The organism is Nocardia sp. NPDC003693 (assembly GCF_053981095.1).
Genome location: NZ_JBSFNO010000023.1, coordinates 57,365 through 83,737, shown reverse-complemented (window position 1 = coordinate 83,737; position 26,373 = coordinate 57,365). Strand labels below are relative to the sequence as shown.

Genomic DNA, 26,373 nt, shown 5'->3' with positions numbered 1-26,373 from the left:
ATCCGACGTGTCGGCGCCGGTTTCCGCGACGAAATGCGCAGTGCTGTTCGCCGCGTGCCGCACGCTACGCGCGGGCACCGACAACCGGCTGCCGCCCGTGTTCCGGGCCCGCCGGCTCAGCGCGCGCGGCGGCCGGACCAGAGGGCGTAGCCGATGCCGAGCAGAAACGCGAGCGGCGAGAGCATCGCGACCAGATACAGCCACAACCACGGCTCGGTATCGGTCAGCAGCCCGATACCGAAGATGGCGATGATGGCCAGCAATCCCACCGCGAATAAACCGATGATGATCGTGAGCGGCCAGCTGCCGGACCTGCGCGGAGCCTGCTGCGAAGAAGAGTCGGACACGTGAAGACCGTAAAACTGATGTGCTCGCGCTATTCACACCGGGGTAGACTCGATGTCATTCGCGTCCTGCCTAGCTGCGGGGCGCGTTCTTTTCGCGAATGGAAAGGTTGCGGACGATTGGTCCGACAACCAGGACTTGTGCCCGGATATCGCCGGGCATCGAATTGACGAACGGGTGAGCGCGGTGCCGACCGGCAAGGTGAAGTGGTACGACGTCGACAAGGGCTTCGGTTTCCTTTCCCAGGATGAGGGTGAGGACGTCTACGTTCGATCGTCGGCACTGCCCGAGGGTGTCGAGGCGCTCAAGCCCGGCCAGCGGGTCGAGTTCGGAATGGCCGCCGGTCGCCGCGGCCCGCAGGCGCTGAGCCTCAAGCTGCTCGAGACCCCGCCGCCGCTGCGCAACGAGCGCGGCGCGGAACGCGGTGAGCGCGGCGACCGCCGCCGGTCGGCCGAGGCGCCGGTCAGCCGCAAGTCCACCGACGAACTGCACGGCCTGATCGAGGACATGATCACCCTGCTGGAGACCAAGGTGCAGCCGGACCTGCGCCGGGGCAAGTACCCGGATCGCAAGATGTCCCAGCGCATCGCGGAAGTGGTGCGCGGCGTGGCGCGGGAGCTCGACCACTGACCGTGGCCGACAGAGCAATTCAGGCCCCGGTGAGCTGACGCTCACCGGGGCCTGTGTGTAGGTGGGGTTGAGTCTACGAATCCTTCTGGATGTTCTGGATCGACCAGACCGCGTGCGGGATGTAGCCCTCGTTGCCGTCGGCGTCGCGGGCCGGGACCGGCAGCTGGATCTCCACCACGGCCAGTTGCAGGCGCGGGTCTGGCGGGGTCTGCACGGTGATCGCGCGCGCGTTCTCGGGGTAGTCGCGGTGCGTGGCAACCTGTTTCACCGCCGAGCCGTCCGGCAGCGCGTAGACCATCACCATCTGCCACGGGGCGTCGGAGATCTGCTTGGGCAGCGAGAGCTGCAGCGGGTAGCCCGGCGGCACGTCGAGGCTCGCTACGAACTGGCTCTCCTCGCAGTCACGCAGATCGAGCATGTTGTTCTCGACGTGGACGGTGCAGTACATGAACGGGTCCACCGTCACCGTTTTGCCGTGCGCGTACGCGGTGATCTGCGGGTCCGGGGCCTTCACGTCGCGGGCGAGGTAGACGATGACGGCGACATAGGCCACGGCCGCCACGAGCAGGGCCGCGAGCAGTCCGACGATCGTGCGGGCTTTGGGTGTGCTCACCGTTGGTTCCTGTCCGTCACTGAGTGGGTTCGCCGGCGCCGTGTGCGCCGGGGATCTCCTGCTTCGCGTGTTGCGGTCGATTACCGCCCAAACCGGGCAGTAGCGAATGACCACGGTAGCTGACGACAGTTTGTATCAATCCAAGTGCCATGACCGCCGTGACCGCGGCGAAACCTTCCCACCACACGGTCGGCAGCAGCACGCCCATGGAACCGCCTATCACCCAGGACAATTGGAGAACGGTCTCCGAGCGCCCGAAGCCCGAGGCGATGGATTCGGCGGGCAGGTCGTCCTGGATCGAGGCGTCCAGCGAGACCTTGGCCAGCGCGCTGGCGCCCGCCGCCACCAGCGTCGCCACCGCGGCCCCGATGAGGTTGTTCAGCAGCGCCGCCGCCACCGCGACGCCGACGCAGGCGCACGTGCAGGCCAGCACGATCGGGGTCGGGCGGCCCAGTTTCATGCGCGCGCCGCTGGCGTTGCCCGCGAAGTTGCCGATGGCCGCGGCCGCGCCGACCACGCCCAGCATGGCGGCCTGCTGCGCCGGGCGGTGCTCGGTCGCCTTGGCCACGAAGGCCACGTAGAAGGTCAGGAAGCCGGTCAGGATGCGCACGGTGCCGTTGCCCCACAGGCCGGTCACCACGGCCCGGCCCAGCGGCTGGCGGCGGCGGCCGGGCTGCACGGTGACGGACTGGCCCGGTTCGAGCACCTCGGTGCGGGAATCGGAGCCGTGGTAGGTCAGGGTCGCGGGGACCTCGCCCTCGGTGACCTCCACCCAGGACGGAATCCGCAGGCTCAGATACGCACCGAGTGCCGCGAGGCAGGCCGCGTAGACGAGCACGCCGGGCGAATGCGCGATCACCGCGATCAGGCCCGCGACGGCGCCCGCGCCCAGGGTGCCGCCCACCAGGCCGAACACCGTGAGCCGGGAGTTGGTGCGCACCAGGTCGATTCCCGGTGGCAGCACGCGCGGTGTCACCGCGCTCTTGAGCACCGAGAACGATTTGCTCAGGATCATCATGCAGAGCGCGAGCGGATACAGCGCCCAGTTGTCGATGTTGAAGATCAGCAGGATCGCCACCACCACGCGCACGGCGAACGATCCCGCCAGCGCCAGTCGCCTGCCGCGCTGCAGCCGGTCCAGCATGGGCCCGATCAGCGGCGCGATCACCGCGAACGGGGCGATGGTGATGAGCAGGTACAGCGCGACCTTGGTCTTGGATTCGGCGGTGGCGCTGGCGAAGAAGAGCGTGTTGGCCAGCGCCACCGCGACCGCGGCGTCGGTCGCGAAGTTGGCCATGGTGGCATAGACCAGTGCGGTCAGGCCCGATTCCTCCGCGCCGTCGGCCTTGGCCGCGCGCTGGAAGGTGGCGATGCCGCGTTCGGTCAGTTCCCGGCTGCGCCGCGCGGCTACCCGGGTGACCGTCAGTTTGCGCGGCGGCCTGTGCAATCCGGTGAACTCGGGGTCGGCGGGCTCGGCGGCGTGACCCTGCGCGAGCTCCTGGCCGGGCACGGTCTCCGGGCGCGTGGGATGCGGTTCGCGGCGCGCGGCGGGAGGATCCTGCTCCCGCGCACGCTGATTCGCGTCCGGGGCCGGGCGCGGGAGGTGGTCCGGGGCGTCGCGGCGCCCGGCGAAGGGCTGCGTGGGCGGCGCCTCGGCGCGGCGGCGGGACCAGCGCGTCGTGGTCCCGCGCGGGGGCGCGCCGCCCGGGGACGCGGGCCGGGCTTCGGGCGCGTCCGGGCCCGGCGGGGTGCGCGGGGCCGGGGTGTTCGCCGGTGGGTAGCGGTCGAAGCCGGGGTGGCGATCGAGGACGGGAGACTCCTCGTCCCCCCACCGACCGGCGTCGGCGTTCGGGTCACGGGGAGTTGGCACGTACCCAATTCTTGCAGTGCCGGGGGAGTGCGGCTGCACTACCGGCGGTGCGACCCGCCACAGTTCGGGTGTACGACCCGCTCAGGCCGGGACGAACCGGACTTCGTAGCTGATGGGCCAGTTCTTTCCGGTCAACAGGAAACGGTCGGTGCCGGGCAGGTGGGCGATGCCGTTGAGGACGTCTGTGTCGCGGGTGCGCTCGCTGTCCGGCAGCAGGCCGGAGGCGTCGATGATGTCCAGGATGTCGCCGCTGTCGGGATCGATGCGGACGATGGTCTCGGTCGGGAAGTCGTTGGCGTAGATCGAACCGTCCGGGGCGCAATCGAGTTCGTTGATACGGGTGCCGCGGCGGCTGGTCAGGGTGACCGTGCCGGTGGGTTCGAAGGTCACCGGATCGCGGAAGGTCAGGGTGTCGCTGCCGTTGCTCATGACGATGCGGCCGTCGCGAGTGCACAGTCCCCAGCCCTCGCCGTCGTAGGTGGTCCGCTTGATCTCGGCGAGCGTGGCCGGATCGCGGGCGATGGCGATCTCCTCGCGATAGGTGACCTGCCACAGCAGGTTTCCGGCGCGGGTGATGCCCTCGCCGAACAGCGGCGCCGGCAGGTCGACGCGGGCCAGTTCCTTGCCGGTGGCCAATTCGCTGGTCCGGATGAAGGACCTGCCCGACAGTCCGGTGCCCTCGTACAGCACGGTGCCGTCGACCTCGAGCCCCTCGGTGAACGCCGCGGTGTCGTGCGGACGGGTCGAGACCACTTCGACACGCAGGCTCGGCGTGTCGCCGGGGTCGGAACATCCGGTGGTCGTGGCGGCCAAGGCCGCGGCGACGGCCACCGTGACCGGGACGCTCGCTACCGGTGCATGACGTTTGCGCTCCATACGGCAAAATGTAGGGCGTGAGCGCGGTTGGAGTTTCGGAGTCCGTTGTACGGCCGATCCTGGCGGAGGCGGTCGACCTGGCTCGCCGTGCGCTCGTGGAGCTCGAGCCGTTCGGCGTTGGCGTGCATGTCGGGGTCACGGCCGAGGGTGATTCGGCGGCCACGCACTACTTCGAGGCCACGCTGGCGGGCTATCGCGGCTGGCAGTGGGCGGTCGTGGTGGCGGCGCCCCCGGAGGCCGGGCACGTGACGGTGAGCGAATCGGCCCTGCTACCCGGGCCCGAGGCGCTGGTCGCGCCCGACTTCCTGCCGTGGGATCAGCGCATTCGCCCCGGCGATCTGGCTCCCGGCGACCTGCTCGCCCCGCCGCTGGACGATCCGCGCCTGGTGCCCGGCTACCTGGCCACCGGTGATCCCGAGATCGACGACGTGGTGCTCGAACTCGGATTCGGCCGCACGCAGGTGCTGAGCCGCGTCGGCCGCGAGGACGCCGCCGACCGCTGGTTCTCCGAGTTCGGCCCCGAGACCGACATGGCCCGCGCCGCCCCCTCGACCTGCGGCCGCTGCGGCTTCTTCGTCCCCCTGGCCGGCGCCCTGCACGCGGCTTTCGGCGTCTGTGCCAATGCCATGGGCGCCGACGGGCGCGTGGTGCACACTGCGTACGGCTGTGGCGCCCACTCCGATACCGAGCTCCCCACCGGCGCGGGCTCCCCGGCCTACGAGGCCTACGACGACGCCGCCGTCGACCTGATCCCCAATTCCGAGCTCCGCCCCGCCGTGGCGGACGCCCCCGCAGCGGGCGAGATGGCCGTCGAGGGCGAGACCGCCGCGGTCGCCACCGAGGAGTCCACCGCGACCGCCGCGGTCGTCGAGACCGATCCGGCCGCGACCGCCGCCGACGCCCCGGAAACCGCCACTGCCGTTGCCGCCGAGGCGAATTCCGCGTCCCCCGAGCCCACCGCCCCGCTCGAGTCGGCCCCCGAGTCCCCGGCGGTGTCCGAAGCGGTTGCCCCCGTCTCGGTTCCGGCCCCCGAGGTTCCGGCGTCCGCGTCCCCCGACGCCACCCCGGCCCTGTTCGACATCGACCCGGACTCCCGGTACGACGACGCGTGGGCCGTCACCGAGGTCAAGGTCGACGCCGACCCCACCGCACCCGAGTCGGATCCGTCCGCCGAGTAGCTCCGCCCGACCGCGGCGCGGCCCGGATCGCGGGTCGCGAGAGCCGATCCGGCCACCTGCTCGAGAGTGCGTGGCTGTCGTCTCCCGATCGCTGCTATGCGTGGCGTCTGCTCCGCGGAGCATCTGCGGAACGGGTGCCATGGCGGTTGCGCGACACGGGATCTCCGAAGTTGGTCGTGCCCTCCCGACTCGTTCCCCGCGTACCTATTGCCAGATCCACGAGAGGTGACGATGCGGCACGATGCCGAGTCGCGACGCCGACGTCGAGGTGCCCCGTGCCGCCCGGATCCCCGTCACCAGGTCCACTCCTTCGAATCCTCGAAGGAACCGGTGCGGGGCGTGTCGGCGGTAACGCGTGCGGCCCGGACTTCGACGTTCGGCTCAGGCACGGATCGCGCGCGGGGCATCGCGGCGAGGTGCTCGCCGGTCGCCGAGTGTGGCCGATGCGCGGAGCTGCCGAAGCCGGGGTCTATGGCTTATCGGGCCGGTGGGCGTGGGGTCCGTGGCCGGGCCTCGGGTACCGGTCCGGTACGTGGCGGGCGGGTTCGTGCGAGAGTTGCCGCGGTGTGCGCGGTTCGGTGTGATCTGGAGCGGAAGGGGTGCGTGGAGTGAACGGCGACAGGGGAGTGGGGGATCCGTTCGATACCGCTGCGCTGCGGGCCGGGGTGGTGGCCGCGTGGCAGGGGTCGCCGACTCGGCTGCGGGAGGACGCGGCCACCGAGGCCGACCTCGTGCGGTCCGGATACCGGGACCGGCTGCTGACCGAACTGGCGCAGAACGCCGCCGACGCGGCGGCCAAGGCCGGGGTGCCGGGGCGGGTCGCGGTCTGGCTCGAGGGCCGGGTGCTGCACGTCGCCAATACCGGTGTGGGACTGGACGTTACGGGCGTGCACGCGCTCACGGCGTTGCGCGCGTCGAACAAGTCGGCGGCCGAGCCCGCGGTGGGACGGTTCGGCGTCGGGTTCACCGCTGTGCTGACCGTGTCGGAGGAGATCGAATTCCGTTCGCGCGGCGGCTCGGTGCGGTTCTCGCGGGCCGAGACCTGGGCGCTGCTGGGCGCGCAGGGCATCGCCATCCCGGAGACCGAGGCGGAATTCGTGCCGCCCGCGCTGCGGCTGGCCTGGGCGATCGACGAGCGCCCCGCGGTCGGCTTCGACAGCGAGGTCGTGCTGCGCCTGCGCGAGGATGTGGACACCGTCGCGCTGCTCGACGCCATGCGCGCCGACGCGGTCGATCTGCTGCTGGAGCTACCCGCGCTGACGAGTATTCGCATCGGCGACCACGAGATCGCCAGCGCGGTCACCGAACTCGACGGCGGCCTCCAGGAACTGCGCGTCTCGGGCGCGGACCCGCAGACCGACGCCGACGAACGCCGCTGGTGGCAGTACCGCACCAAACACGCCCGCTGGCTGCTGCCGATCCGGGCCGGGCGCCCGGTCGCCGCGCGCCCGGACGTGCTGCGCGCGCCCACCCGCTCGGACGAGGAACTCTCCCTCCCGGCCCTGCTCATTGCCGACATTCCCATGCAGCCGGACCGCCGCCGCCTGCTGCCGGGCGCGCGCCTGGCCGACCTGGCCACCGGCTACGCCGATTTCGCCCGTGCCCTGCCGCCCGCCGACCGCCTGGTCCTGGTCCCGACCCCGGCCTTCGCCCGCAGCGAGGCCGACCACCTGCTGCGCGAGGCCCTGATAGCCGAACTGCGCGAACAGGATTGGCTGCCGGTGCTCACGGTCGATGGGCCCGCCGTCCTCGACCCGGTCTTCGCCGTCGACGCCGCCCTGGCCGCCGCGCCGGCCGGCACCGAGCTCGGCGAGCGGGACCGCCGCGCGGGCGATACGTCGCCGGGCCACGAGACTTCCGACGACCGCGCCGGCGCGTATGCCGACGATGCAACGCATGTCGGCGATGGGCGCGCTGACGACGCAACGCGCGCTGACGACGCGGGGCGCGCTGATGACGCAACGCACGCGGACGACGCGGGGCGCGCGGACGATGTAGCGGGCGCCGACGCTGCGGGCCTGGGTGGCGCCGCGGGGCACGACGGTGCGGCGCACGACGACACCGTGCACTCCGACGCCCCCCTCCTCTCCGGTGCCGACGAGTTCGAGGACGACTCCTGGTCCGTGGTCAGCGGGGCCGTGCCCTCCGCCCCCACCGCCCTCGTCTCGGCCCTCACCGTCGAGCGCCCGCGCCGTGCGAGCGTATTCACCGGTGTGACAAAGGAACTGGCGGCGCTGCTCGCCGACATCGTCGGCCCGCTGGTGCTGCCGGAGCTGTCCGGCCGCGCCGCCGCCGACGCGCTGTCGGTGCTGGACGTGCACCGCCTCGGGCTCGCGCGCATCGCGGAGCTCTCGGCGAGCTTGGAGCGCGAGCCGACCTGGTGGTACTCGTTCTACGACGCCCTGGAACCCTTCGTCCAGGACCCGCTCGCGGTCGAGGAACTCGGCGCGCTGGCGGTTCCCCTGGCCGACGGCCGGCTCGTGACCGGACCGCGCACCGTGGTCCTGGACGACCAGCTGGAGAGCGCGGCCCCCGTGCACTGGGCGCGCCTGGTGCACCCCGAAGCCGCCCACGAACTCCTCGGCCGCCTCGGCGCCCGCCCCGCCACCGCCGAGGATCTGCTCAACGATCCCGGCCTGCAGGCGATCCTGGAGGACGACCCGAGCGACCCGGACACCGTCGACGCGGTGCTGAGCCTGGCCGGGCACGCCGACGCGACCCCCGGCGCGCTGCCCACCTGGCTGAGTCTCATCGAATTGCCTTCCAGCACCGGCGAATTGCTGCCCGCCGACGAGCTCCTGCTGCCCGGCGCTCCGCTGACCGCCCTGCTCGAGGACGATTCCCCGTTCGGCACCGTCGACGCCGAAACCGTTGCGCGCCACGGTGAACAGGCCCTGCGCGCGATCGGCGTCGGCTGGGGCTTCACGGTGATCGCCGAAGCCGATCCGACCGGCCCGGACCATCACCTGGACGGCGCCGAGGAATGGTGGGAGGGCCTGGCCGAGGATCCGCCGGAGCTGCGCGCGGTCCGCGATCTCGACCTGATCGACGAGGACGCGTGGCCGCGGGCGCTGGAGCTGCTGCTGTCCGATCCCGACACCCGCCCGCTGCTGGCCGACCGGGCCGGCTACACCGCCTGGTGGCTGCGCCGCTACGCCCATATCGACGGCGTCCCACTGGGTTTCCACAGACATCCCGACGACACCGACTTCGACGGCCTGCTACCCCGGCTCGACGGTTTCGGGTATCAGGACCTGATCGTGCTGCGCGCGGTGCTCGCCGACCCCGAGGTGATGACCGCGCACCTGGCCGAGGAACTGCTCGACGCGCTCGCGGATTCCGCGAAAACCCCTACCCCCGAGGCGATCTCGCGCACGCATCGCCGCCTGTCCGCGGCCCTGGCGGACGGCACCCTGGACGTGGAGGACCTGGATCCCCCGCAGCGGGTGCGCGCGCTGTCCGGCGCGGTGATCGACGGCGCGGATGCTTTGGTACTGGACCGCCCGTGGTTCGGTGCGGTGCTGCCGCCCGAGCGGCTGGTGGCGGGCGACATCGAGCACGCGGAATCCCTTGCGGCCCTGCTGGATCTGCCGCTCGCCTCGCAGGCGGTCACCGCCGAGGTACTGGGCGAGGGCAGGCACACCGACTGGGCCGCCGAACCGCTGGGTGTGCTCCTGCGCCTGCAATTCGGTGTGTCCGCGCCCACCGGCGCGCTGGTGATCCACGACGAGTTGCGGGTGCGGCTGAGCGGTGCGTACGAGGCGACGGTGGCGGTCACCCTGTGGCAGGACGGAGATGTGACCCACGCCCAGGCGCAGCCGCGCCTGATCACCGGCGCGTAGAACTGGTCCGGCGCGGGCGGCTCCGAAGAGCCACCCGCGCCGGAATGCGGTGGACGGGCCTGCGGCCCAGGGGGATTGGTTCAGGAAGCGTGCGTGCTCACCATGCCGGCGAGGACGTCGAGCTGCTCGCGGACAGCGGCGCTGTCGTTGTCCACGAGCCAGCGCAGCACGATGCCGTCGATGGTGGCCAGGACGAACCGGCTGAGCGTGCCGACGGGAACGTTCCACTGGGTGCCGGTGGCTTCGCGCGCGTGCTCGATGACATCGCCGAGCGTGGAGTCGTTGAACGTGTACTGCTCTCGGGCAATCGCGAGTTTTGCCGGAGTTTGTTCACCTTCGCGAAGTGCGTAGGTGGTGGTTTCGTACGTGAGTAGTTGGCGTTCCGGCGTGGCTTCGATGTTCAACCACATGAGTTCCAGGGCAACGCGCACCAATTTTTGAAGCGCTTCTTTTCCGGTTCCGACGTCTTGCCATACCGTTTCGTTGGCGTCGACGGAATCTCGCAATTCCATCGAAAGCGCCTTGACCAGCTCGGTCATCAGCTGGTCCTTGTTTTCGAAACAGTAATGCACCACACCGAGCGAAACACCGGCAGCCTGCGCCACATCGCGCGTGGTAACCCCTGCCACGCCCTTTTTTTCGGCAAGGCCGATGGCTGCCTCGATAAGGTGGGCCCGTCGTTCTTCGACGCTCAATCGGGAGGACACTCCAGGGAGTTAAGCGCCCGCGAAGCGCCCAGTCAATTCGCGTGCTCGGAAATCTCGCCTGGACGAATGTCCAGTTGTATGGTTCGCTCGCATCCAGGACGAGAGGAGGCGCGAATGGCGCTGTCGGACAACGGGACGGCCGGGGACGATCGAACCGGGCCGGTTTCGCGGGCGATCTCGCGCCGCACGGCGCTCGCGGGCGCGGGTGTGAGCGCGGCGGCGCTGGCCGTGGCCGCGAACCTCGCGCTGCCCCAGACCCGCGCGCACGCCGAATCCGGCGAATACCTGGTCGGAGTGGGCATTTCCGACATAACCGGCCCCGCGGCCGAGTGCGGCATGATGGGCTACTCGCAGTTCGGGCAGGACACCGCGGGCATCCATCTGCGCCCGCGCGTGCGCGCCTTCGTCTTCGAGGCCGGCGGTCAGCGCGTGGCCTACGTGGTCGCCGACAACGGCATGATCTTCCAGTCCGTGCACAACGGCGTCATGCTCGCCCTCGCCCAGCGCTTCGGCGACCGCTACACCGAGCAGAACGTGGTGCTGACCTCCACGCACTCGCACGCGACCTGCGGCGGCGCCGCCCACGACTACGCCTACAACCTCTCGATCCTCGGATTCCAGCAGCAGGTGTTCGACATCGAGGTCGCCGCGATCGTGGAGGCCATCGCCGCCGCGGACGCCGACCTGGCCCCGGGCGAGCTCGACCTGGGTCACGGCGAACTGCACGACGCCAGCGTGAACCGCTCCAAGGTCGCCTTCGATCGCAACCCCGAGGCCGACAAGGCGTTCTTCCCCAACGGCATCGACCCGAACGTCACCGTGCTCTCGCTGCGCCGCGGCGGCCGCCCGGTCGGCGCGATCACCTGGTTCGCCACCCACAACACCTCCATGAGCAACAAGAACCGGCTCATCAGCGGCGACAACAAGGGCTACGCCTCGTACGCTTTCGAGCACACCGAGCACGGCGTGCGCTACCTCGACGGTGCCGATTTCGTGGCCGCCTTCCCGCAGACCAATCCGGGTGACATCTCCCCGAACCTGAATCTGAGCCCCACCTCCGGGCCGACGGACAACGAATTCGAGAACACCCGCATCATCGGTGAGCGCCAGTACCACGCCGGCAAGTCGGCGCTGAGTTCCGCGCGGTCCATCGGCGGACCGGTCGGCAGCCTGTTCTGCTACATCGACCTCGCCGACACCGCGGTGGACGGCCGCTGGACCGACAGCGGACAGCCGCGGCACACCGCACCCGCCTGCGCGGGCGTCGCCCTGATCGCGGGCAGCATCGAGGACGGCCCGGGCCTGCCCGGCGTACCGATCCCCGAGGGCGTGCGCAATCCGTTCGTGGACGCGCTCGGCGGCGCGAACGCGCCGGTGCCGGGCTGGCTGGCCGACGCCCAGGCGCCCAAGGCGATCGTCGCCCCGCTGGGACTCATGCCGCCGGTGGCCTGGGTGCCGAGCGTGGTGCCGATCCAGCTGGTGCGCATCGGCGAGCTCTATCTCGCCTGTGCCGGTGCGGAATTCACCGTCGTGGCGGGGCTGCGCGTGCGCCGCACGGTGGCCGAGGCCCTGGGCGTGCCGCTGGAGCGGGTGCTCATGCAGGGCTACGCCAACTCCTACCACGAATACGTCACCACCCCCGAGGAATACGACGCCCAGCAGTACGAGGGCGGCTCGACGCTGTACGGCCGCTACACCCTGCCCGCGTACCAGCAGGAGTTCCACCGGCTGGCAACGGCTTTCGCCCAGCGCCAGGGCGTGCCGCGCGGTCCGGCGCCGCGCGATGTCTCGGGCATGCAGCCGAATCTGGTGTCACCGCCCGGTCCGGACGCCACCCCCACGGGCGCGGCCTTCGGTGATGTCCTGACCCAGCCCGCAGCCGCCTACGCCCCGGGCGATCAGGCCGCGGTGGAGTTCGTCTCAGCGCACCCCAAGCACAACCCGCGCCGCAACGGCACCTTCCTCGAGATCCAGCGCGCCACCGGTTCCGGCTGGACCCGCGTCGCCAACGAGGGCGAATGGCCGGTCAAGTTCTTCTGGAGCAAACGCGACGCCGCGGCCTCGGTGGCCCGCTTCACCTGGGACATCCCCGCGGGCACCCCCGCCGGTCGCTACCGCTTCCAGCACTTCGCCGACAACCTGACCTCCGACGGCGTCCTGCACCCCTTCTCCGGGGTCAGCGCCGAGTTCGAGGTGCGCTAGCCCTCCAGGCCGAGCTGGGCGCCCTTGTCGCCGCGGCGCGAGCCGCGGCGCTGGATGGCGAACAGGGTGTAGCCGAGCAGGCCGACGGCCATGCCCATGAGGCAGACCGGGCGGGCGGTGGCCCAGTCGTCGTTGAGGTAGACGGCGATGGTGGCGAGCAGGAAACCGAGGCTGCCGATGGCCAGGACCGGGCGCGGATCGGTGAAACGTGCGGGGATCTGGGGCACCGCGGGCGGCTCGGACTGGTTCACGGGATCCAGCCTAGAAGGTTCGGGGACCGAATGCCGGGCGGGTGCCGGGGGTGTTCGGGGGTCGCGGGGGTGGGGTACCGGTCGGTACAGCGCCCGTCGGCGCGGAACGAGGCCCGGCACCGGGAGAAGGGGTGGAGCGGACCCCGCGAACCGGCGTCCCGGGCGCGGGTGGTCCCGTATCGTTTGCCTCTGTGACAACGCCTTCCGATATTCGAGCGCTCGCTGGTGAACTCTCACTGGCGGTGGTGCGCTTGACGCGGCATCTGCGGGGGAGGCGCGCCGATGCTCAGATTTCGCTGACTCAGCTCTCCGCGCTCGCGACACTCAATCGCGATGGCGCCATGACGCCCGGCGCACTGGCCGCCCGGGAGCGGGTACAGCCGCCGTCGATGACCCGGGTCATCGCGTCGCTGTCGGAAATGGATCTGGTGGAACGCAATCCGCATCCGACCGACGGCCGTCAGATCATCGTGTCGCTGTCCGAGCAGGGACGCGCGCTCATCGCCGACGAGACCCACGCCCGGGAGGCCTGGATGACCGAGCAGCTGGGCGGGCTGACCCCGGATCAGCTCGCGGTGCTCGAACAGGCCGTGTCCATCATGAAGACCATCGTCGCCGAATCGGAGTGAGCGAGCGCGGCTCGTACCGCGCCCGCCTCGAAACCGCCTGCCGCGCGGCGGCTCTCAGGCTCCCCAGGCCCGATCGGACGGCACGATCTCGCGCCCGAGCGGGAACAGCGACACCGGGATCAGCTTGAGATTCGCCCAGGCGAACGGGATTCCGATGATGGTGATCGCGAGCGCGATGCTGGTGAACAGGTGCCCCAGCGCCAGCCACCAGCCGGCCACCACGAGCCACACGATGTTGCCGAGCATCGACGGCACGCCCGCGCCCGGCTTCTCCACCGCCTCGCGGCCGAACGGCCACAGCACGAAGGACGCGATCCGGAAGGACGCGATGCCCCAGGGGATGGTCACGATGAGCACGCAGCAGATGAGTCCGGCGATCACGTAGCCCACCGCCATCCAGAATCCCACCAGGACTAGCCACAGGATGTTCAGAATCAGCTGGATCGGCTTCACGCCTCCAGCATGCCAGCGCGCCGCGCCGCCGACCACCGGGAAAACCCTGACTTATCGGTGGGGGCGCTGACGGGGGTGTATCGGAAAGCCCGGGGATCGCCCCGGCGGCGTCCGGTGCCGCCTCGCGTCGGTGTTAATCTTCGGCTATTCATTGAATATTGACTGCTCTATCGCAAATGGCGTGTGCACATGACTGTCCACATGAACAGGAGCAATGAATGAGCAAATATTCTCGGTGGGGTGCGGGCGCCGCAGCGCTGGCACTGGCCGCGACGGGCGCGCTGAGCGGCTGCGGCAACGAGAGCGATTCCAATTCCTCCGATGCCAGGACCTCCGATCGCACCACGACCACCGGCGCGGCCGCGGCGTCGCCCGGATCCACCGCACCGCGCAATCCCTACCTGGCGGCCGACAAATACGCCATCACCCACCTGGACTCCGCCCAGTCGGACAGCTTTTCGGATCCCATCCCGCGCGGCACCTTCACCATCGACCCGGCCGCCATGCCGCGGGTGCCGGTCGGCCCGGTCAACATCATGACCCTGGCCTCGACCGAGAAGAACTACCGCTGGATCTCCTCCAGCCAGGGCGTGCGCTACGTCGACGTCTCCGACGGCGGCTTCCGGCAGGTCGCCGGGCTGGACACCCCGGGCAGTGTGCCGATCTCCGAGCAGGCGCTGGATCAGGTCCTGGACCAGCGGTTCACCGACGTCGGGCAGATCGAGAGCGCGGTCCAGCAGGAGTGGAAGGTGGATTGGACGCGGATCGCCAACGGCGTCTACGGCATGGTCGACCGGGACAACCGCGTGTACTACAACACCTTCGATTCCCAGCTCTACATCTTCGGGCTGAAGGACAAGGACAAGCCCGAGGACGGCACCGAGGTCGTGAAACACCTCGACCTGAAACCGTTCCTCGGTACCGGGCAAACCACGCTGGGTATCCCGGAGAACGTCGTCGGTGTGAGCATGACGTACGACGGCCACGTGGTCGTGGCCTCCTCCCGCGGGCTGCTGCTGTTCGACCGCGCGCTGGAGAACGAGCCGAAGCAGGTGCGGTTCTCCGACGACGAGACCATTTCGAACTCGATGGCCAATGACGAGGACGGCGGGATCTACATCGCCAGCGACAAGTTCATGCACAAGGTGGTGTGGACGGGCAGCGAGCTGTCCACGAAGGAGAGCGATGGCGCGTGGTCCGCGCCCTACGACTTCGGGGAGCAGCCGCCCGCGGTGAAGTTCGGGATCGGCACCGGTTCGACGCCGACCCTGATGGGTTTCGGCGAGGGCGAGGACGAACTGGTTGTGATCACCGACGGCGCGAACCAGATGAAACTGGTCGCGTTCTGGCGCAACAAGATTCCCGACGGCTTCCAGCAGAAGGCGGGGACGAAGTCGAACCGGATCGCCGATCAGATCGCGGTCACCGCCGGGCTGCCCGAACCGCTGCCCGAGTTCGTGCAGTCCGAGCAGTCGGTGGTGGTGAACGGGTACGGCGCGTTCGTCGTGCAGAACATCGGCGACGGCGGCTCCCAGGACCGGCTCATCGACGTGCTGGCCAACGGTCCGGTCGCCGCGCCGCCGCACGGCATGCAGCGCTTCGAATGGGATCCGGCGGCGGACAAGTGGAACTCGGCGTGGACGCGCGGTGACGTGGTGTCCACCTCCATGGTTCCGGCGGTATCGAGTTCGGCGGGCGTCGTTTTCGTGAACGGGTACTCCACCGCCGACGGCTGGGAGGTCACCGGCCTGGACTGGAAGACCGGGGAGACGGTGCACCGCACCATCTTCGGTCAATCCAACCTGGGCAACGGCGCCTACGCGATCGTCGAGGGCCTGCCCAACGGCGATCTGCTGTTCAACAGCATCGGCGGGCCGTTCCGCGCGAAGATCGCGGACGAGTAGCGGGCGAGACGAGAACGGAAACGGCCGGGCGGCAGTCACTTTGCCGCCCGGCCGTCGTACGGTCCCGAGTCTTCACCCCACCCGGATCAGAAGAACCAGCCGAGTTCCGCGTCCCGATCGGTGGTCAGCGCCCGGTCGAACGCGGCCAGGCGTTCGGCGTCCTTGGCCTGAATCCGATTGGCGGTGGCCAGGACCCGGGCCCGGTGCGCGCCCAGGTACAGGCTGCCGAGGGTGTCGATGCTCAGCTCGACGTCGGCCGGGCGCGTGGTCGGCTCGCACTCGGCCACCCCGTCGCGCACCCGCAGCGCGAAGGTCCCGCCCGCCTCGCGGAACGAATCCTCCACGCCCAGCACCACATCCAGGTTCCCGGTGTAGGTCCGTGCGGTGAGCGCGGTGGGAACGTCCATGACGCGCAGCCAGAGCCCGTCGTAGCGGCCCTTGACGCGCACCAGGCGCGGATCGGTCAGCAGGTAGGGGAGCGGGTCGTCGTCGGTGAGCGAGGCCTCGATCCGGTCGGTCAGATCCAGGCTCAGCAGCACGCGCCACAGCGCGATGTGCGCCTCGGCGGTGACCGCGCGCAATTCCGCGACGGTGGTGACGTTCTCGTGTTCGCCCCACTTGCGGCGGTAGAGCGCGTAGCCGTCCGGATGGGTCAGCACGAACAGGGTCGAGGCCCCGTCACGATAGCGGTCGGGGTCGGCGAACCAGATGTTCCAGTTGGCGTCCGGGCGGTCCTGCCCGCCGGGCACCAGCCGCCGCCAGCGGTCGTACACCTCGCGCACATGGTCCTTGGACGCGTCCACGGTAGCCAGCCGCACCCCGCCGGGATCGGGTGTGGTGGAGCGGAATTCGGCCCGGTGCCGGTCGATGGACACCTCGTTCATCGCGGTGGCGGGGCCGTAGCCGAAGCGGCCGTAGATGGTGCCCTCGCTGGCGGTGAAGATGGTCAGCGGCAGGCCCTCGGCCTCGGTGCGCGCGTGCTGTTCGGTGTAGAGCGAGCGCAGGATGCCGCGCCGGCGGTGCGTGGGGGCGACCGTGACCGAGGAGACGCCCGCTGCCTGGACGGTGGCCTCGCCGGGCACGGTGACCGTCATGACGCGGTCCACGGTGTGTCCCACGATCTGCCCGTCGTCGACGGCGACGATCGCGCGTTCGATGGGGAAGATGCCGGGGATGTTCTCGATCTCGGGTGGGTCGTAGCGCATGCCGAAGCAGATCTCGGCCAGCTGCACGATCGCGGGGAAGTCGTTCTCGGTGGCAGAGCGCAGAATGATGTTCGATGCCATGACCGAACCATCCCATGAATTCGGGGTCGTCCGCATTCGGTTTTTACTGAGAATCGGGCCGTGCCCCGTAAAGATCGCGGAGGCTCAGGTGGCGGCCCGCTGTGCCGCTCGCTGCCGGTCGTGCTCGCGCAGGTCAGGCGGTTCCCAGAGATCATCGGGGACGGCCTGCTGTACGCGACGAACCCGCCCCCGGAATTCCGGGGACGGGTTCGTGAGCGTGTTACCGCTCTTTACCGCTCGTTGATGCCGATGTAGTCGCGCTCTTCGTAGCCGGTGTAGATCTGGCGCGGGCGGCCGATCTTGAGCGGCTCGGAGTGCATCTCGCGCCAGTGGGCGATCCAGCCCGGCAGGCGGCCCATGGCGAACAGCACGGTGAACATGCGGGTCGGGAAGCCCATGGCGCGGTAGATGACGCCGGTGTAGAAGTCGACGTTCGGGTACAGGCGACGCTCGATGAAGTACTCGTCGGTGAGCGCGGCCTCTTCGAGAGCCTTGGCGATGTCCAGCAGCTGGTCGTCGCCGCCGATCTTGGCCAGGATGGTGTCCGCGACCTGCTTGACCAGCGCGGCGCGCGGGTCGTAGTTGCGGTAGACGCGGTGCCCGAAGCCCATGAGCTTCACGCCGTCTTCCTTGTTCTTGACCTTGCGGACGAATTCCTTGACGTCGCCGCCGTTCGCCTTGATCTCGTCGAGCATCTCGAGCACGGCCTGGTTCGCGCCGCCGTGCAGCGGGCCCCAGAGCGCGTTGATGCCGCCGGAGACGGAGGTGAACAGGTTGGCGTCGGACGAACCGACAAGGCGCACAGTCGAAGTCGAGCAGTTCTGCTCGTGGTCGGCGTGCAGGATGAGCAGCATGTCCAGGGCCGCGGCGACCTCGGGGTCGACCTCGTACGGCTCGGCCGGGAAGCCGAAGGTCATGCGCAGGAAGTTCTCGACCAGGCTCAGCGAGTTGTCCGGGTACAGGAACGGCTGGCCGACCGACTTCTTGTAGGCGTAGGCCGCGATGGTGGGCAGCTTGGCCAGGAGTCTGATGGTGGACAGCTCGACCTGCTCGGGATCGCGGGGATCGAGCGAGTCCTGGTAGTACGCGGACAGCGCGTTCACCGCCGAGGACAGCACCGGCATCGGGTGCGCGTTGCGCGGGAAGCCGTCGAAGAACCGCTTGAGGTCCTCGTGCAGCAGGGTGTGCCGGCGAATGCGGTTGGTGAAGTCGTCCAGCTGGGCCGGGGTCGGCAGCTCGCCGTAGATGAGCAGGTAGCTGACCTCGATGAAGGTCGACTTGCCCGCCAGCTGCTCGATCGGGTAGCCGCGGTACCGCAGGATGCCGGCCTCACCGTCGATGTAGGTGATGGCGGACTTGGTCGCCGCGGTGTTCATGAAGCCGGGGTCGTAGGTCACGAACCCGGTGCTGGCCAGCAGCTTGCCCAGGTCGATCCCGTCGTTGCCCTCGACCGCCTTGGTGACGGTCATCGGGTACTCGCCACCGGGGTAGGACAACACCGGCTTGGCGTCTGCGTCGACGTTGATGATGTTCTCAGCGGGCACGGAAGGATCCCTCTCAGGCTTGAAACCATAGGCATCGGACGCGGATGGCGACGACGCGCTTGGTTCAACGCTAGTCGCTGTCCAGTACGCCCGAGTAATGAGGGTGGCCAATAACTACCTCACAGTCGCCTCGTTCGGACGTGAGGTGCGGTGCGGTCATGTGGTATCCGCATGAACCGCCCCCTCCCCATGATCAACCGCGCTGATCACCGCACCCGGGCGTGTCTCCCGGCGCTCGTCACCGCGAACCACGCTGCTCTCGTCGTAACCCCGCTCTGCCAGGTCCGGTCCGGTGGTCAGGAAGCCTGAACCTCGGAATGGGCGCGGGCCACGCGGTATCGGATGAACGCCGGGAAGACCAGGGCCGCGACCACCATGCCGATCACCACCAGGACGCCGCCGCCTGCCGCCGCTGCAGCGGTACCCACCGCGGCGGCCGCGAAACCGTGCGCAACATCACCGATGCGGGGGCCGCCGGCGACTACCACGATGAACACGCCCTGGAGGCGGCCGCGCATCTCGTCGGTCGCCACCGACTGCAGCATCGTGGTGCGCAGGGCCGCGGAGAACATGTCGACCGCACCGCCGAAGGCCAGGCAGGCGAACGCGATCCAGAGCGCGACCGTCACCGTCAGGCCGTGGCCCGCCGCGCCCACGGCGACGCCGAAGCCGACCATCGCCAGGCCCCACAGCACGATGAGCCACACCACCGCCAGGCCCTGGCGGCGAATACGGGTGAGCCAGCCGGAGAACACCCCGCCCAGCACCGCGCCCACCGACATGGCCGCGAACAGCAGGCCCAGCGCGTGCCCGCTGCTCTCGGTGTCGCCGAAACTGTCCTGCGCCATCTCCGGGAACAGCGCGCGCGGCATACCGAAGACCATCGCGACCACGTCGACGGCGAAGGAGGCCAGCAGGATTCGCTGGGTGGCCAGGTAGACGAAGCCGTCGGCGACCTCGCGCAGCCCGGCCCGGCGGGCCTCGCCGGTCGGCGGGATCGGGGGCAGCTTCCAGGTGGCCCACAGCGTCGCCAGCAACGCGAGCGCGTCGAGCAGGTACAGCGTGGCCAGGCCGCTGAGCGGAATCATCATGCCCGCCATGACCGGACCGGCGATGGCGCCGAACTGCATGACGGTCATGGACAGCGAATTGGCCGCCGGCAGTTGCGCTTCGGGCAGCAGCCGCGGATAGATGGCGGCGCGGGCGGGCTGATTGACCGCGAAGAACGCCTGCTGCACCGAGAACAGGCCCAGGATCAGCCACACGTTGTTCAACTCGGCCGCGGCCTGGGCCCAGAAGGCCAGCGCGGTCAGCCCGGTACCCGCGCCGGTGATGAGCAGCAGCTTGCGCCGGTCCATCACATCGGCGAGCGCGCCGCCCCAGAGGCCGAAGACCACCAGCGGCACCAGGCCGAAGAGTCCGGCCAGGCCGACGTACGAGGAGTTGTGGGTGATGTCGTAGAGCTGTTTGGGTACCGCCACCACCGATAGCTGCGCACCGATGACGGTGACCACGCCGGTGGTCCACAACCGCCGGAAGTCCGGGTTGCGCAGGGGAGTGATATCGGCGAGCAGTTTCACCGGCGTGAGAGTAGCGGCGGAAAACCGCTGGCGGCTAGGGGTTTAGGGAGAAACATCCCATCATTTGGACGTGATTCATCCCACGAGTTTTTACCTTGTCGAACCGCGCCTTCGATGCGGTCGCACGGCCCCGGCGACCGGTTCGGCATCCCGGCCGCCCGCCCCAGACGCGCAGCCGCCGGGCCCGCAGGCATCGGCGCGGGGTTCTCCGGGTCCGCAGCCCGGGGCGCACTCATCTCGACCGCCCCGTCGTTCAGGGCTGCAGCCGCTCAACTTTCATGGCCGCGACGTCGGTGTTCCCCGGCTCCAAGGTGACCCGCAGTCGGTTGTGCATCCGGCTGCGCCGCCCCTGCCAGAACTCCAGGTACTCCGGCCGAATCTGGAACCCACCCCACCGCGGCGGCACCGGAATCGATTCCACGCCCTCGAATCGGGCCGCGGTGTCGAGCAGCCGCTGATCCAGCTCCGCGCGCGAGGCGATGGTCCGGGACTGCTCCGAAGCCCACGCCCCCAGCTGCGATCCGCGCGGGCGCGAGCGCCAGTAGACCTCGGTGACCTCCGGCGCGACCCGGTGCACCGGCCCGCGCACCGTCACCTGCCTGCCCAGCGCGGGCCAGGCGAAGGTGGCCGAGGCGTACGGCGTCGCGATGAGTTGACGGCCCTTGGCGGAATCGTAATTCGTGTAAAAAGTCACACCCTCGGGCGAGAGTCCCTTGCACAGCACGGTGCGCGACGCCGGCCGCGGACCCGCGTCGGTGAGCTCGACGGTGGCGATCACCATGGCGTTGGGGTCGGTCACGCCCGCCCCCGTCGCGTGCTCGATCCAATTGCGCAGCAACGGTTCCCAGCCGTGCGCGAGCCAGCTCTCGTCGAGGTCGGTTTCCGGGCCCGGATGATTGTCCCCGGCGTCCACCCCGTACTCCACCCGCAGGGCCGAGAGATCGAGGTCGGGAGTGGCGTAATTCTCCTGGTCGGGCATGGGCCAGACGTTACTCCCGAGTAATCCTCGCGTTAAGGTCTAGGGGATCGGCGTGGTCGCCCAGCGATCGGGTGACCCGACTTTGCAAGGAGAGTCACAACATGACTGCCAGCGCTGCGGCCAGCCCTGTCATCCCCGCTGATTTCGTCAGCGGCCTCGAAGGCGTGGTGGCGTTCACCACCGACATCGCCGAACCGGACAAGGATGGCGGCGCGCTGCGCTACCGCGGCGTCGACATCGAGGACCTGGTCGCGAACCGGGTCACCTTCGGTGACGTGTGGTCGCTCCTGGTCGACGGCGAGTTCGGTCACGGCCTCCCGCCCGCCGAGCCCTTCCCGCTGCCGATCCACACCGGCGACGTCCGCGTCGACGTGCAGGCCGGTCTGGCCATGCTCGCTCCCATCTGGGGCTACCAGCCGCTGCTGGACATCGACGACGAGACCGCCCGCGACAACCTCGCGCGCGCCTCGGTCATGGCGCTGTCGTACGTCGCGCAGTCCGCGCGCGGCATCTACCAGCCGGCCGTGCCGCAGAAGCAGATCGACGAGTGCACCACCATCACCGAGCGCTTCATGACCCGCTGGAAGGGTGACCCGGACCCCAAGCACACCGAGGCCATCGACGCCTACTGGGTATCGGCCGCCGAGCACGGCATGAACGCCTCCACCTTCACCGCCCGCGTCATCGCCTCCACCGGCGCCGACGTGGCCGCCTCGCTGTCCGGCGCCATCGGCGCCATGTCGGGCCCGCTGCACGGCGGCGCCCCGGCCCGCGTGCTCCCGATGATCGAGGCCGTCGAGCAGTCGGGCGACGCCCGGGCACTGGTCAAGGGCATCCTGGACCGCAAGGAGAAGCTCATGGGCTTCGGGCACCGGGTCTACCGGGCCGAGGACCCGCGTGCCCGCGTGCTGCGCGCCACCGCCCAGCGCCTGGACGCCCCGCGCTTCGAGGTCGCCGCCGCGCTGGAGCAGGCCGCCCTGGCCGAACTGCGTGAGCGCCGTCCCGATCGCGCCATCGAGACCAACGTCGAGTTCTGGGCCGCGGTCATCCTGGACTTCGCCGAGGTGCCGGCGCACATGATGCCCGCCATGTTCACCTGCGGCCGCACCGCGGGCTGGTGCGCGCACATCCTGGAGCAGAAGAAGCTCGGCAAGCTGGTCCGCCCGGCCGCCATCTACACCGGCCCGGCCCCGCGCCTGCCCGAGACCGTGGTCGGCTGGGAGACCGTCGTCCGCAAGTGATGTCCGCGCGCGAGCGTCACCCGGCCCCGGGTGGCGCCGGGCGGGACCGGCCGGAGTTCTCGTAAGCAGCGTTCTCCCAATACAAGTCGTGGCTCGCAGCGAAATTCCGCTGCGAGCCACGACTGTTTTCGGGGTGACCCGGAACTACTGGGTCTTCACCACGATGCTCTTGACGATCTTGTCCGCGAAGGTCTGCTTCTTGTCGTCCCACAGCGGCCACAGGAAGCCGAGGTAGCAGGGCAGGGCGTCGAGGATGTGGGCGAAGCGCCGGCCGATCGCCGCGCCCGTGCCCAGCAGCTGGCCGTCGGCTTCGCGGATCACGCGAATCTTGAGGGCCTTCTTGCCCGGGGTCTGACCGGTGGTGCCCTCCAGGTAGCCCTGGAAGAGCAGGCCCGCGATGCTGGCGGCGAAGGCCAGCACCAGCAGGATCAGGCCGAAGGAGGACAGTCCGCCGCCGGTGCAGGGCTCATAGCTGGTGCTGTCGAAATCGCAGCTGAGCGGCTCGGTGAACGCGGTGCGCGCGATGATGTTCAGCAGCGCGCCGGGCAGGCCGAAGATGAGCCCGTCGATCAGGAACGCGCCGACGCGAGAACCCCAGTCCGCCAGCACACCCTGCGGCGCGCCGTAGGGGGAGTACCCCGGCTGCGGCGCCCCGTACGCGGGCTGGTGCGGAGCGCCGTAGCCGCCCTGCGGAGCGCCGTACGCGGGCTGCTGGGGAGCGCCGTATCCCGGCTGGGGCGCGCCGTACGCGGGTTGCTGCGGCGCCCCGTACCCCGGCTGGGGCGCGCCGTACCCGGGTTGCGGTGCGCCGTAACCCGGTTGGGGCTGCTGCGGGTAGCCACCGTAGCCGGGCTGCGCGTCGTAGCCGGGCGCACCCTGCTGCGGCGGGTAGGAGAAACCCCCGGGCTGCTGCGGCTGCTGCGGATAGGGGTTGTTCGGGTAGGTCATGTAAATCCTTGTGCGGAGAATGAAATCAGCCGTGTGGCCGTACCGTGCGGCAGTTGCCGCTGATTGGCTCGGCCTCGTGGCGACCCAACCGGTTACAGTCTGGTATACGACGGCCGTGTCTGCGCGCCGGGGCTGGTGGGATGTGAGAAAAGCTGCCCCGAAAGGTCGTTCGTCCCGGCCGGTGGCGAATCGGTTGCCGGTCGGCTACATCTGGAAAAACGCTGATTCCGGCGCTGGCCACCGGGTTTGGATTCGCATAGCCTGCATCGGTGCTGGACCACCGATTGCCGCGTCGCGGTTTCCTGACCGCGGGCGCGGTCCTGGCCGCCGGCCTCGTGACCGCCGGCTGCGGTGTGGCGAACGGTAATTCGTCCGACCACATCCTGGAATCCGCGCCGAACCCCGCCGACCCGCGCCTGGTGCCCGCGAATCTGCCGGTCACCCTCGCCGACGGCGGCACCGCCGCGGTGGTGGCCAAATACGCCGGGCACAAACCGAGCCGGTGGGGCCCCGACCTGTCCGGGATCCGCACCTCGTTCGCGGCGCAGGGCAAACAATTCGCCCTGACCCTGGACGCCTGCGGGGGCCCGGGCAACAACGACATCGACGAGAACCTGCTGAGTCTGCTCATAGCCCAGCGCATTCCGGCCACCCTGTTCCTCAACAAGCGCTGGATCGACGCCAATCCGGCGCGTGCCGAGCAACTGGCAGGCAACCCGCTGTTCGAGCTCGCCAATCACGGTGTCGCGCACAAGCCGCTCTCGGTGAACGGCCGCGCGGCCTACGAGATCAGGGGAACCGCGTCCGTGCAGGAGGCGGTCGACGAGGTCTGGCTCAATCACGAGCGCCTCACCGCGGTCGCCGGCCGCGCACCGCGCTTCTTCCGTCCCGGCACCGCGCACTACGACGATCTGGGCGTCTCGATCGTGCAGGACCTCGGCGAAACCCCGATCGGCTACACGATCAACGCCGACTACGGCGCCACCGCCACCGCCGCCCAGGTGCAGGCCGGGCTGCTCGCCGCCAAGCCCGGCGGCATCGCGCTCGCCCACATGCACCGCCCGCGCTCGGGCACCGCGGCGGGTTTGTTCGGGGCCCTGCCCGCGCTGCGCGACAAGGGTTTCGAGTTCGTCCATCTGCCGTAGCCGAAGGATTGCCCGTCCTGGATCAGTGTTCATTCCCCGCGCCGAATCGGATAGTCGCCCGCGGGTTGCGCTCGTCCGGCGTGCCCCGGCCGGGAACCGTCAGCGGCGTCCCGCGCGCGACGCGGCCCAGTCCACCGCCACCGAGTCGCCCCGGTCCACCGTGAAGAAGGCGACCTCCAGCCGCGCGCCCAGATCCACCAGCTCCAGCGCGGCCAGCGGCACGGGCGTGACGAGCCGTACCCGCCACGGACCCGGTTCGTCCCAGGCCCGCAACTCCAGATCCAGGCGCAGCACCGGATCCTCGCGCCCGGAGTAGTCGGCCGCCACCGGGCTCGCGGCCAGCACGGTGGCCCGCGCCCGCCGGCCGTGCCCGAGAATCGTCGCGATGTTCGCGCGCGCGGACTCCCCGGGCGCGGGCACGTAGATCACCAGCCGGTCCGGGTCGCCGGGGTCGACGCGGCAGGCCACCGTGTCGCCGGGCTGGGTCCACACCAGGTCGGCGGCGGTGATGCGCTGGCGGATCCGGGTCTCGTAGGGATGGCGGCCCTCCAGGCGCACCCGGACCCGGAGTTCGTGCCCGCCGGCGGTGTCCGGACCGGGCGCCCGCACGCTCAGCACGGTCGCCACGCCCTCGCTGCCGTGCAGCAGCAGTTCGCGGCGCCCGGCCTCGTCCAGGTCCGGACCGCGCCGGGCGAGGCCCCGGGAGCCGAACTGGGTCGACAGGCGCGCCAGGAATCCGGGCCCGCGCTGCCCGCCCGGCGCCGCCCCCGGACCGCGGCCCAGCGATGTCTCCGGGCTATAACCATGTGGCCCAGCCGAATTCGCGAACGCTCCGGACTCGTCGGGGGTGACGTCCGGGCGCACGTGTTCGGCCATGTCCATGGCTGTGCACCGTAACGGCTGTGTGGCCCGTGCCACAGCGATACTCGCCGGTTGCCCGGGACCGGCCGCCGATCGCGTTGCCGGGCCCACCCACTCGATTCACCCGGTACCGGCAGGCTTTAGTCTTGTCGCCATGACCTCTGCGTTCCCGACCATCCCCGACGATCTCAAGCCCGCCGACGGACGGTTCGGCTGCGGACCCTCCAAGGTGCGTCCCGAACAGCTGCAGTCCCTGGTGGATACCGGCGCCTCGGTGTTCGGCACCTCGCACCGGCAGAAGCCGGTCAAGGACGTGGTGGCCCGGGTGCGTTCGGGCCTGCGCGAATTGTTCGCCCTGCCCGACGGTTACGAGGTCGTGCTCGGCAACGGCGGCACCACCGCGTTCTGGGACGCGGCCGCCTTCGGCCTCATCCGCGAGAAGTCGCTGCACCTGACCAACGGCGAGTTCTCCTCGAAGTTCGCCTCGGTCGCCAAGGCCAACCCCTTCATCGGCGACCCGATCGTGGTCAAGGCCGAGCCGGGCAGCGCGCCCGAGCCGACCTCCGATCCCTCGGTCGACCTCATCGGCTGGGCCCACAACGAGACCTCGACCGGTGTCGCCATCCCGGTCTCGCGTCCCGCCGGGTCGGAGAACGCCCTGATCGCCATCGACGCCACCTCCGGCGCGGGCGGTCTGCCGGTGAACATCGCCGATTCCGACGTGTACTACTTCGCGCCGCAGAAGTGCTTCGCCGCCGACGGTGGCCTGTGGATCGCGCTCATGAGCCCGGCCGCGCTGGCGCGCGTGGAGGAGATCAAGAACTCGGGTCGCTTCACCCCCGAATTCCTGTCGCTGCCCATCGCGATCGACAACAGCACCAAGGATCAGACCTACAACACCCCGGCGCTCGCCACGCTGTTGCTGTTCGCCAACCAGATCGAGTGGATGAACGGCAACGGCGGTCTGGACTGGGCTGTGAAGCGCACCGCCGATTCGTCCTCGCGCCTGTACTCGTGGGCCGAGACCAGCGAATACGCGACCCCGTTCGTCGCCAACCCCGATCACCGGTCGCAGGTTGTCGGCACCATCGACTTCGCCGAGTCGGTCGATGCCGCACAGGTTGCGAAGGTGCTGCGCGCCAACGGAATCGTCGACACCGAGCCGTACCGTAAGCTGGGTCGTAACCAGCTGCGCGTCGGCATGTTCCCGGCCATCGACCCCGAGGACGTGTCGCAGCTGACCCGCAGCATCGATTGGGTCGTCGAAAACATCGGCTGATACCCGTAAT

The 26,373-nt window shown here is 69.9% G+C and carries 21 protein-coding genes and 1 pseudogene; 9 read left to right on the top strand and 13 right to left on the bottom strand.

What is annotated here, in order from left to right; all coding sequences use genetic code 11:
* Positions 1–116: 116 nt before the first annotated feature.
* The gene (locus ACWDOP_RS24155; protein ID WP_454205737.1) at positions 117–347 is read right to left on the bottom strand and encodes a hypothetical protein; all 231 of its coding nucleotides are present in this window, start codon (positions 345–347) and stop codon (positions 117–119) included.
* 184 nt (positions 348–531) lie between these two features.
* Here ACWDOP_RS24155 and ACWDOP_RS24150 point away from each other — a divergent pair, with 184 nt between their 5' ends.
* Positions 532–975 (top strand): cold-shock protein, encoded by a 444-nt coding sequence (locus ACWDOP_RS24150; RefSeq protein ID WP_454205919.1) that lies wholly within the window; start codon positions 532–534, stop codon positions 973–975.
* 73 nt (positions 976–1,048) lie between these two features.
* Here the strand turns inward: ACWDOP_RS24150 and ACWDOP_RS24145 are convergent, their stop codons facing one another.
* From ACWDOP_RS24145 to ACWDOP_RS24135, 3 genes are all read right to left on the bottom strand, one after another.
* A complete protein-coding gene (locus ACWDOP_RS24145; RefSeq protein ID WP_456346873.1) occupies positions 1,049–1,588 on the bottom strand; it encodes a DUF2771 domain-containing protein in 540 nt (179 codons plus the stop codon).
* A gap of 16 nt (positions 1,589–1,604) precedes the next feature.
* On the bottom strand, positions 1,605–3,458 hold the full coding sequence (locus tag ACWDOP_RS24140) for an MFS transporter (RefSeq protein WP_456346872.1): 1,854 nt from the start codon (positions 3,456–3,458) through the stop codon (positions 1,605–1,607).
* An 81-nt stretch (positions 3,459–3,539) separates the two neighbouring features.
* Positions 3,540–4,334 (bottom strand): glutaminyl-peptide cyclotransferase, encoded by a 795-nt coding sequence (locus tag ACWDOP_RS24135; RefSeq protein ID WP_454205732.1) that lies wholly within the window; start codon positions 4,332–4,334, stop codon positions 3,540–3,542.
* Between the two features lie 17 nt (positions 4,335–4,351).
* Between ACWDOP_RS24135 and ACWDOP_RS24130 the strand changes: the two are divergent.
* Both ACWDOP_RS24130 and ACWDOP_RS24125 read left to right on the top strand, forming a co-directional pair.
* Positions 4,352–5,194: pseudogene (locus ACWDOP_RS24130) on the top strand (DUF3027 domain-containing protein); the annotation flags it as partial.
* A 983-nt stretch (positions 5,195–6,177) separates the two neighbouring features.
* On the top strand, positions 6,178–9,354 hold the full coding sequence (locus ACWDOP_RS24125; RefSeq protein WP_456346897.1) for a sacsin N-terminal ATP-binding-like domain-containing protein: 3,177 nt from the start codon (positions 6,178–6,180) through the stop codon (positions 9,352–9,354).
* A gap of 80 nt (positions 9,355–9,434) precedes the next feature.
* On the opposite strand, the gene ACWDOP_RS24120 is transcribed toward ACWDOP_RS24125, so the two are convergent.
* A complete protein-coding gene (locus ACWDOP_RS24120; RefSeq protein ID WP_354984436.1) occupies positions 9,435–10,049 on the bottom strand; it encodes a TetR/AcrR family transcriptional regulator in 615 nt (204 codons plus the stop codon).
* A gap of 126 nt (positions 10,050–10,175) precedes the next feature.
* On the opposite strand from ACWDOP_RS24120, the gene ACWDOP_RS24115 reads away from it, so the two are divergent.
* The gene (locus ACWDOP_RS24115; RefSeq protein WP_456346871.1) at positions 10,176–12,263 is read left to right on the top strand and encodes a neutral/alkaline ceramidase; all 2,088 of its coding nucleotides are present in this window, start codon (positions 10,176–10,178) and stop codon (positions 12,261–12,263) included.
* Here the strand turns inward: ACWDOP_RS24115 and ACWDOP_RS24110 are convergent.
* Entirely contained in the window at positions 12,260–12,514 is a 255-nt protein-coding gene (locus ACWDOP_RS24110; RefSeq protein ID WP_454205726.1) for a DUF2530 domain-containing protein, read from the bottom strand. The genes ACWDOP_RS24115 and ACWDOP_RS24110 overlap by 4 nt on opposite strands.
* 191 nt (positions 12,515–12,705) lie before the next feature.
* Between ACWDOP_RS24110 and ACWDOP_RS24105 the strand changes: the two genes are divergently transcribed.
* Positions 12,706–13,143 carry a MarR family winged helix-turn-helix transcriptional regulator gene (locus tag ACWDOP_RS24105; RefSeq protein ID WP_454205724.1) on the top strand — a complete coding sequence of 146 codons (438 nt, stop codon included), beginning with the start codon at positions 12,706–12,708 and terminating at the stop codon, positions 13,141–13,143.
* Between the two features lie 54 nt (positions 13,144–13,197).
* On the opposite strand, the gene ACWDOP_RS24100 is transcribed toward ACWDOP_RS24105, so the two are convergent.
* Positions 13,198–13,596: a YccF domain-containing protein gene (locus ACWDOP_RS24100; protein WP_454205722.1), complete on the bottom strand. Its 399-nt coding sequence runs from the start codon at positions 13,594–13,596 to the stop codon at positions 13,198–13,200.
* A 218-nt stretch (positions 13,597–13,814) separates the two neighbouring features.
* On the opposite strand from ACWDOP_RS24100, the gene ACWDOP_RS24095 reads away from it, so the two are divergent.
* Entirely contained in the window at positions 13,815–15,500 is a 1,686-nt protein-coding gene (locus tag ACWDOP_RS24095) for a hypothetical protein (protein ID WP_456346870.1), read from the top strand.
* Positions 15,501–15,586: 86 nt separating this feature from the next.
* On the opposite strand, the gene ACWDOP_RS24090 is transcribed toward ACWDOP_RS24095, so the two are convergent.
* The 4 genes from ACWDOP_RS24090 to pdxH form a co-directional block, all read right to left on the bottom strand.
* A complete protein-coding gene (locus tag ACWDOP_RS24090; protein WP_456346869.1) occupies positions 15,587–16,786 on the bottom strand; it encodes a GNAT family N-acetyltransferase in 1,200 nt (399 codons plus the stop codon).
* 230 nt (positions 16,787–17,016) lie between these two features.
* Positions 17,017–18,330 carry a citrate synthase gene (locus tag ACWDOP_RS24085; protein WP_454205717.1) on the bottom strand — a complete coding sequence of 438 codons (1,314 nt, stop codon included), beginning with the start codon at positions 18,328–18,330 and terminating at the stop codon, positions 17,017–17,019.
* Between the two features lie 296 nt (positions 18,331–18,626).
* On the bottom strand, positions 18,627–19,910 hold the full coding sequence (locus tag ACWDOP_RS24080; RefSeq protein ID WP_456346868.1) for an MFS transporter: 1,284 nt from the start codon (positions 19,908–19,910) through the stop codon (positions 18,627–18,629).
* A 253-nt stretch (positions 19,911–20,163) separates the two neighbouring features.
* Positions 20,164–20,889, bottom strand: coding sequence for a pyridoxamine 5'-phosphate oxidase (gene pdxH, locus ACWDOP_RS24075; protein WP_456346867.1), 726 nt, complete (start codon positions 20,887–20,889; stop codon positions 20,164–20,166).
* Between the two features lie 101 nt (positions 20,890–20,990).
* Between pdxH and ACWDOP_RS24070 the strand changes: the two genes are divergently transcribed.
* A complete protein-coding gene (locus ACWDOP_RS24070; protein ID WP_456346866.1) occupies positions 20,991–22,130 on the top strand; it encodes a citrate synthase 2 in 1,140 nt (379 codons plus the stop codon).
* Positions 22,131–22,274: 144 nt separating this feature from the next.
* Here ACWDOP_RS24070 and ACWDOP_RS24065 read toward each other — a convergent pair whose 3' ends face one another.
* Positions 22,275–23,078 carry an RDD family protein gene (locus ACWDOP_RS24065; RefSeq protein ID WP_456346865.1) on the bottom strand — a complete coding sequence of 268 codons (804 nt, stop codon included), beginning with the start codon at positions 23,076–23,078 and terminating at the stop codon, positions 22,275–22,277.
* 269 nt (positions 23,079–23,347) lie between these two features.
* Here ACWDOP_RS24065 and ACWDOP_RS24060 point away from each other — a divergent pair, with 269 nt between their 5' ends.
* A complete protein-coding gene (locus tag ACWDOP_RS24060) occupies positions 23,348–24,223 on the top strand; it encodes a polysaccharide deacetylase family protein (protein WP_456346864.1) in 876 nt (291 codons plus the stop codon).
* Between the two features lie 99 nt (positions 24,224–24,322).
* Here ACWDOP_RS24060 and ACWDOP_RS24055 read toward each other — a convergent pair whose 3' ends face one another.
* Positions 24,323–25,105 (bottom strand): hypothetical protein, encoded by a 783-nt coding sequence (locus ACWDOP_RS24055; RefSeq protein ID WP_456346863.1) that lies wholly within the window; start codon positions 25,103–25,105, stop codon positions 24,323–24,325.
* Positions 25,106–25,238: 133 nt separating this feature from the next.
* Between ACWDOP_RS24055 and serC the strand changes: the two genes are divergently transcribed.
* Positions 25,239–26,363, top strand: a complete 1,125-nt coding sequence (gene serC, locus ACWDOP_RS24050; protein WP_456346862.1) for a phosphoserine transaminase — start codon at positions 25,239–25,241, stop codon at positions 26,361–26,363.
* Positions 26,364–26,373: the final 10 nt, after the last annotated feature.